Origin of the sequence: Salinigranum sp. (assembly GCF_041641895.1) — an archaeon.
Classification (GTDB): Archaea; Halobacteriota; Halobacteria; order Halobacteriales; family Haloferacaceae; genus Salinigranum.
This window is the reverse complement of the sequence record NZ_JBEPXO010000030.1, coordinates 22,152-28,429: the sequence shown is the minus strand read 5'-3', so window position 1 is coordinate 28,429 and position 6,278 is coordinate 22,152. Positions and strand designations below refer to the sequence as shown.

Here is a 6,278-nt window from a genome sequence, read left to right as displayed (position 1 = left end):
ACGCCTCGCGCTCGTGCCAGTCGGCCGTCCGAAACACCGGCTCGGCCGTCTGACTCTTCGGGGCGTCCTTCGCGGTCGGGACGACGACGCTCGCCTCGCGCGTCCGGTCGTCGTACGAGGTCAGGTGGTAGATGGTCTCGTAGCGGTCCTCGTACTCCTGAGCCGTGACGCACGAGAGGTGGTCGAAGCCTGCTTCGTCCCGGAGCGTCGAGAGCACGTCCTGGACGGCGTCGGGACGGATCTCGAAGCCGGGCGCGTTCAGATGGTCGTCGCGCGTGACGACGTGCTCCCGAACGAGTGCTTCGAGGTCGTCGGCGTCTTCGGCGGGTGTCGCGTCGGCTGTCCGGCGGTCGAGAGCGGGGGATGCGTCGGCCATGGTCGGGGGGTCTCCAGCAGGGCATCCGGTCGTTCGCGTGGGTCGATCCTGGCCGTTCTGCCACACGAGTGAGGCCGTTTATTATCCGCCCGCGACACGTCCGGACGATGAAGACCCTCCGGCTCCGCCTCACCCTGGACGAGACGACGATTCACCCGATGCACGCGTTCGTCTGCCGTCACGAGTCGTTCTCCCGGAGCCACCTGTTGCACTGGAACGCCAGCGGCGACGGGACGATCTCGATGATATTCCACGTGGCGGGGGAGCGACCGGACGCGTACGCGGACGCGCTCGCGTCGGTCGAGTCGGTCGTCGAGTCCGAGGTGTCGGTCCGCGAGGAGGGGTCGTTCTACGTCTACGTCCGCGACGACCTGCGGGAGGCCGACCGGGAGCTCCTGGCGACGTACCGGGGTGAGAGTCTCGTGGTCGTCCCGCCCGTGACGTACCACGGCGACCGGTCGATGACGCTCACCCTCGTCGGCACCGCCGAGGCGGTGCAGGCGGCCGTCTCGGAGACGCCGGCGGACGTCGCCGTCGACGTGCGCTCCGTCCGGCCGTACGACGCTGGCGCCGTCGACCCGATGCTCCGATTGACGGCGCGGCAACGTGCGGCGGTCGACGCCGCCGTCGACGTCGGCTACTACGGGGCGCGTCGGGAGGGGTCGGTCGCGGACGTCGCCGAGGTGCTCGACTGTTCGACCGCGACGGCCGCCGAACATCTCCGGAAAGCCGAGGCCGAAATCATGTCCCGGGCGACCGAGCGGCGGTTGTGACCGGACGCGGGCGTGGCCGAGTCGGCGCTCTCCGTTCACTGCTCGCCGTTCGAGACTCTCCGTTCACCGTCACCGCTTCCCGTTCTCCGTCACCGCTCCCTGCCCCCGTCACTGCTTCCCGCTCACCGCTCGGCGACGGCCGTCTGCATCGCCTCGCTGTTGTACGCGCTGCCGACGCCGCCCGCCGAGAGCACGACGAGGCCCGCCGTCGACCCGGTCTCCCGCTCGAACCGATCGAGCGCCCACTCCGCCGCCGCCTGCGGGTCGTCGCCGTCGTCGAGGCGGTCGACGGCGCGACGCGCGAGCGTCGTCCGGGCGATGTCCTCCCCCGCACCGGTCGCCGAGGCGCCGCCGGCGGGCGAACAGTAGAAGCCGGACCCGACCTGGGGGACGTCGCCCACGCGCCCCGCGAGCGCGAACCACCGTCCGCCGGTCGACGTCGCCGCCGCGAACCGCTCGCCGTCGCCCGCGACGACCCCGACGGTGTCGTGGTCGCTCGTCCCCGTTCCGACGGTGGGGTCCGCCCCGCCCGCGTCGTCGCCGAAGTGGTCGCGGACCCACGCGACCTGTCCGCCGGGTTCCCGTGGCGGGTCGGCGGCCGCGAACCGCTCGCGGGTCGCCTCGGTCGTCAGGTCGACGTCCGTCTCGACGCCGACGCTCTCGGCGAACCGCTCCCCTCCGTCGCCGGCGAGCAGGACGTGCGGCGTCTCCTCGCAGACGGCACGGGCGACCGAGACGGGGTGTTCGACGCCGGTGAGCGAGGCGACGGCACCGACCTCCCGCTGCGAGGTCATCACGCCGGCGTCGACGCGCACGACGCCGTCGGCCTGGACGGCGCTCCCACGGCCGGCGTTGAACCGGTCGTCGCGTTCGAGGGTTCGGAGGGTGGTCTCGACCGCCGCGAGCGGTGTCTCCGCCGTCGCACCGGTGCCAGCGGCTTCGTCGAGGACGGCTCCACGCTCCGCCGGTGCGGCCGGTGCACGACCGGCTCCGCCGTGGACGATGACGTGCATACCCGCTCCTGTCGGGCGGTGTGCTAAAGGGTGGCGCTCTCCTCGATCGGCAGTCCTTCTCGTTCGGTGTCAGTTCGCGGACGGAGAACGGCAGGCATTTTAGTGAGCTACGGAAATCCAGGGTTGTTCATGAGCTACGACAAGGTCGAGGTCCCCGAAGAAGGCGAGGCGATCACACTCGCCGACGAAGAGACCGGAGAACTCGACGTACCGGAGAACCCCATCATCCCGATCATCCACGGCGACGGTATCGGGACGGACGTCGGGCCGGCGGCCCAGCAGGTGCTCGACGCGGCCGCCGAAGCCACGGGTCGCTCGATCGCGTGGATGCGCGTCTACGCCGGGGCCTCCGCCCGCGAGATGTACGACGAGAACCTCCCCGCGGACACCGTCTCCGCCATCCGCGACCACCGCGTCGCCATCAAGGGTCCGCTCACGACGCCGGTCGGCGCTGGCTTCCGCTCGCTGAACGTCGCGCTCCGACAGAAGCTCGACCTCTACGCGAACGTCCGCCCCACCTACCACATCGACGGCGTCCCCTCGCCCGTGAAGAACCCGGGACAGATGGACATGGTCACCTTCCGGGAGAACACCGAGGACGTCTACGCCGGCATCGAGTGGGAGGCCGGCACCGACGACGCCGAGCAGGTCCGGGACTTCGTCGAGGAGGAGATGGGCTTCGACTCGACCATCCACGACGGTCCGGTCGGCATCGGCATCAAGCCCATCTCGGAGTTCGGGTCGAAGCGCCTCATCCGCGAGGCCATCGACTACGCGCTCGAGAACGACCGCGAGAAGGTCACGCTCGTCCACAAGGGGAACATCATGAAGTTCACCGAGGGGGCCTTCCGCGACTGGGGGTACGAGGTCGCAGACGAGGAGTACGGCGACGAGGTCATCACCGAGGACGAACTCTGGGAGGAGTACGACGGCGACGCGCCCGAGGGGACGCTCGTGGTCAACGACCGAATCGCCGACAACATGCTCCAGCAGCTGCTCACCCGGACGGGTGACTACGACGTCATCGCGACGATGAACCTCAACGGCGACTACATGTCCGACGCCGCCGGCGCACAGATCGGCGGTCTCGGCATCGCCCCGGGCGGCAACTTCGGCCACGGCCGCTGTCTCGCCGAACCGGTCCACGGCTCCGCGCCCAAGTACGCCGGCGAGGACAAGGTCAACCCGACCGCGATGATCCTCTCCGGCCGCATCATGCTCGAGTACCTCGGCTGGAACGACGCCGCCAGCCTCGTCAAGGACGCCGTCGAGGCGACCATCTCCTCCGGCACCGTCACGTACGACCTCCACCGCCAGATCGAGGGCGGCACCAAGGTCGCAACCAGCGAGTTCGCCGACGCGGTCTGCGAACACATCGAGGAACTGGCGTAACCCGGCTGCGACCGCACGACGGCTCAGCTCACGTTCCGTTCTTTCGTCTCTCCGTCGCCCGGCGACCGAACCCTCGCGCCCTCACTCCCTCTACTCGTCCCCGGTCGTGTCGAGTCCGAGCGCGGCGTTCACGCCGCAGAAACACGTCGTCGCGTTGAACCCGGCCCCAACCGCCCCGAGCGCGGCGACGACGCCGAGCGAACGGTTTCCCGACCGGAGCGCACTCACTGCGACGACCGTGAGGACGACGGCCACCAGTGCGCGGACGAGTCTGTCGACGCCACCGACGTTGCGTTCGAGCATACACGGGGGTTGGCGCGGGTGGACATAACGCCGACGGCCGCTCGCGGGGTTGACCTCACGTGCCCGGGACCAGCACTGCACGGGCTACGCCCCGACCACCCCCGGACGTTTAACGCGCTCGCCGTGCTACCGCAGTGCATGTACGGCGTCGTGCCCGCCGCGGGAGCGGGAACCCGTCTGCGTCCACGCACGGCCCAGCGACCGAAAGGGCTCGTCGAGGTGGCCGGCCAACCGCTCCTGACGCACTGCTTCGAGACGCTCTGTGCGCTCGGCGTCGACGAACTCGTCGTGGTGGTCGGCTACGAGAGCGAGCAAATCGTCTCGTACTACGGGGACCGCTTCGGCGACGTCTCGGTCACCTACGCCTCCCAGGCCGACCGGGCGGGACTCGCCGACGCCCTGCTCGCGGCCGAACCGCGGATGGCTCTCGACACCGACGAGACGTTCGTCGTCCTGAACGGCGACAACGTCTGCCGGGCGAACCTCGCGGCCGTCGTCGCCCGGCACCGGGACGCGGGGGCGGACGCGACGCTCCTCGTCGACGAGGTGTCTCGGGCGGACGCCGCGAATACGGGCGTCGTCGCGTTCGACGACGAGGGGAACGTCGCCGGCCTCGTCGAGAAGCCCGACGACCCGCCGTCGACGACGGTCCCGCGGGGCTTCTACGCGTTCTCCCCGCGCATCTTCGGAGCGTGTCGCGCCATCGGCCCCTCGCCGACCGGCGAGTACGAACTCACGGCCGCAGTCGACTGGCTTCTGGACGACGGTGGCCGGGTCGAGACTGTCGACCTGGACGGCTGGTGCGTCAACGTGAACACCGACGCCGACCGGACGCGGGCCGAGTCGCTGCTGCGGCGCGAGTGAGGGGGTCGTCGCCGCGTCGGTCGGGTCCGGCGGGCTGCCGACCGTCGCGCGCCGTCCCCTTCTGCGCCGCCCTTCGGCTCCGTTCCACGCTGCGCGAGTCCGCTCCGCCCCGCTACGCTTCGAGTACCTCGACGAGGTTCCCCTCGGGGTCCCGGAGGAACAGTATCCGCGTGCCGCTCTCGGTCCGCTGTGGCGGGCTCTGGGGCTCGACGGTGTCGGGGAGCGACTCGTAGAACGCGTCGAGGTCGGCCGTCGAGAGGCCGACGTGGGCCGCACCGGGCTGGTTCACCGTCACCGTCGAGTCCGCCACGTGGTCGCCCTCGGGGTCGTACGAGACGAGTTCGACCCGGACGCCACCGGCGTCGAGGTGGGCGAACTCGGCGCTGGCGCCGTCGACGCCGACGCCCGTCGCGAACGCCTCGCCGCCGACCGAGAAGCGCGAGACGACGTCGAGGCCGAGGACGTCGCGGTAGAAGTCGACCGCGCGGTCGAGTCGTTCGACGGTGAGACCGACGTGGTGAGCCGAAAGCTCCGACATGACCGACGAACCGGCCGGTCGTCGGATACCGGTTTCGGTCTCGGCGTCCGCAGCCCGTCCGACGGCTTCCCCGTGTTTTTTGACACGTGCGGACAGCTATCTGGTATGGACGAGGACCGCACCGCAGGGGTCTTGCTCGGCCTCGCCTGCGGCGACGCGCTCGGCCGGCCGATCGAGTTCGAGACGCCGGCGCGCATCCTCGCACAGTACGGCGAGGTGACGGAGATGCTCGCGAACGGGACGTGGGGCAAGCCCGCGGGCACCGTCACCGACGACACGGACATGGCGCTGTGTCTCGCCCGGAGTCTCGTCGACTGTGGGGGGTTCGACCCGGACGACGTCGCGGAGCGGTTCGTCGCGTGGTACGACGCGGGCCCGTTCGACGTCGGCAACATGACCGCGAAGGCGCTCTCGCGCATCCGCGACGGCGAGTCGTGGGAGACGGCCAGCCAGCGGGTGTGGGAGGAGTCGCCGGAGGGGTCGAACGCCGGAAACGGGAGCGTGATGCGCGCACCACCGCTCGCCGTCGCCCTCGCCGACGACCACTCACAGTTGGTCGAGGCGAGCGAGACGAGTTCGCGAATCACCCACGCTGACCCACGCTGTACCGCCGGCTGTGCCGTGTTGAACCTCACGCTCGCCGGACTGCTGGTGGGTCGGGCGGACCCGCTCTCGGACGCGCTGGGTTGGCTCGACCCGACCGCGGCGCTCGACGACGCGCTCCGTCCCGTCGTCACCGGTGACCTCGACCCCTCGACGCTCCGCTCGACGGGCTACGTCGTCGACACGCTCCAGACCGCACTGTGGCACGGCCTCCACGCCGACTCCCCCGAGAGGGCGCTCGTCGACGTCGTCAACATGGGTGGCGACGCCGACACCGTCGGGGCCGTCACGGGTGCCGTCGTCGGTGCGCGGTTCGGCGCGAGCGCGCTCCCGGAGCGATGGCTCGCCGAACTCGACGGCCGTTCGGAACTCCGCGCGCTCGCGACCCGACTCGCCACGCGCTGACCGCGCGCTGC

Annotated in this window: 8 protein-coding genes; 4 read left to right on the top strand and 4 right to left on the bottom strand. The window is 70.7% G+C overall.

Going from position 1 to position 6,278, the window contains the following annotated elements:
* On the bottom strand, positions 1-376 hold a 376-nt coding region (locus ACESK5_RS08480), incomplete at its 3' end, for an NADH-quinone oxidoreductase subunit C (RefSeq protein ID WP_372911124.1).
* A 107-nt stretch (positions 377-483) separates the two neighbouring features.
* Between ACESK5_RS08480 and ACESK5_RS08475 the strand changes: the two genes are divergently transcribed.
* A complete protein-coding gene (locus ACESK5_RS08475) occupies positions 484-1,149 on the top strand; it encodes a helix-turn-helix domain-containing protein (protein WP_372911123.1) in 666 nt (221 codons plus the stop codon).
* Between the two features lie 122 nt (positions 1,150-1,271).
* Here ACESK5_RS08475 and ACESK5_RS08470 read toward each other — a convergent pair whose 3' ends face one another.
* Positions 1,272-2,162, bottom strand: a complete 891-nt coding sequence (locus ACESK5_RS08470; RefSeq protein ID WP_372911122.1) for an isoaspartyl peptidase/L-asparaginase — start codon at positions 2,160-2,162, stop codon at positions 1,272-1,274.
* A 129-nt stretch (positions 2,163-2,291) separates the two neighbouring features.
* Here ACESK5_RS08470 and icd point away from each other — a divergent pair, with 129 nt between their 5' ends.
* Positions 2,292-3,554, top strand: a complete 1,263-nt coding sequence (gene icd / locus ACESK5_RS08465) for an isocitrate dehydrogenase (NADP(+)) (RefSeq protein ID WP_372911121.1) — start codon at positions 2,292-2,294, stop codon at positions 3,552-3,554.
* Between the two features lie 90 nt (positions 3,555-3,644).
* On the opposite strand, the gene ACESK5_RS08460 is transcribed toward icd, so the two are convergent.
* Positions 3,645-3,857 carry a YgaP-like transmembrane domain gene (locus ACESK5_RS08460; RefSeq protein ID WP_372911120.1) on the bottom strand — a complete coding sequence of 71 codons (213 nt, stop codon included), beginning with the start codon at positions 3,855-3,857 and terminating at the stop codon, positions 3,645-3,647.
* Between the two features lie 138 nt (positions 3,858-3,995).
* On the opposite strand from ACESK5_RS08460, the gene ACESK5_RS08455 reads away from it, so the two are divergent.
* Positions 3,996-4,721, top strand: coding sequence for a sugar phosphate nucleotidyltransferase (locus ACESK5_RS08455; RefSeq protein ID WP_372911119.1), 726 nt, complete (start codon positions 3,996-3,998; stop codon positions 4,719-4,721).
* A gap of 112 nt (positions 4,722-4,833) precedes the next feature.
* On the opposite strand, the gene ACESK5_RS08450 is transcribed toward ACESK5_RS08455, so the two are convergent.
* A complete protein-coding gene (locus ACESK5_RS08450) occupies positions 4,834-5,259 on the bottom strand; it encodes a VOC family protein (protein ID WP_372911118.1) in 426 nt (141 codons plus the stop codon).
* A gap of 105 nt (positions 5,260-5,364) precedes the next feature.
* Here ACESK5_RS08450 and ACESK5_RS08445 point away from each other — a divergent pair, with 105 nt between their 5' ends.
* A complete protein-coding gene (locus tag ACESK5_RS08445; RefSeq protein WP_372911117.1) occupies positions 5,365-6,267 on the top strand; it encodes an ADP-ribosylglycohydrolase family protein in 903 nt (300 codons plus the stop codon).
* The last annotated feature ends 11 nt before the right edge of the window (positions 6,268-6,278 follow it).

Coding starts and splice junctions, on each gene's coding strand:
- ACESK5_RS08475 (WP_372911123.1), top strand. CDS start 484: ATGAAGACCCTCCGGCTCCGCCTCACCCTGGACGAGACGACGATTCAC.
- ACESK5_RS08470 (WP_372911122.1), bottom strand. CDS start 2,162: ATGCACGTCATCGTCCACGGCGGAGCCGGTCGTGCACCGGCCGCACCG.
- icd (WP_372911121.1), top strand. CDS start 2,292: ATGAGCTACGACAAGGTCGAGGTCCCCGAAGAAGGCGAGGCGATCACA.
- ACESK5_RS08460 (WP_372911120.1), bottom strand. CDS start 3,857: ATGCTCGAACGCAACGTCGGTGGCGTCGACAGACTCGTCCGCGCACTG.
- ACESK5_RS08455 (WP_372911119.1), top strand. CDS start 3,996: ATGTACGGCGTCGTGCCCGCCGCGGGAGCGGGAACCCGTCTGCGTCCA.
- ACESK5_RS08450 (WP_372911118.1), bottom strand. CDS start 5,259: ATGTCGGAGCTTTCGGCTCACCACGTCGGTCTCACCGTCGAACGACTC.
- ACESK5_RS08445 (WP_372911117.1), top strand. CDS start 5,365: ATGGACGAGGACCGCACCGCAGGGGTCTTGCTCGGCCTCGCCTGCGGC.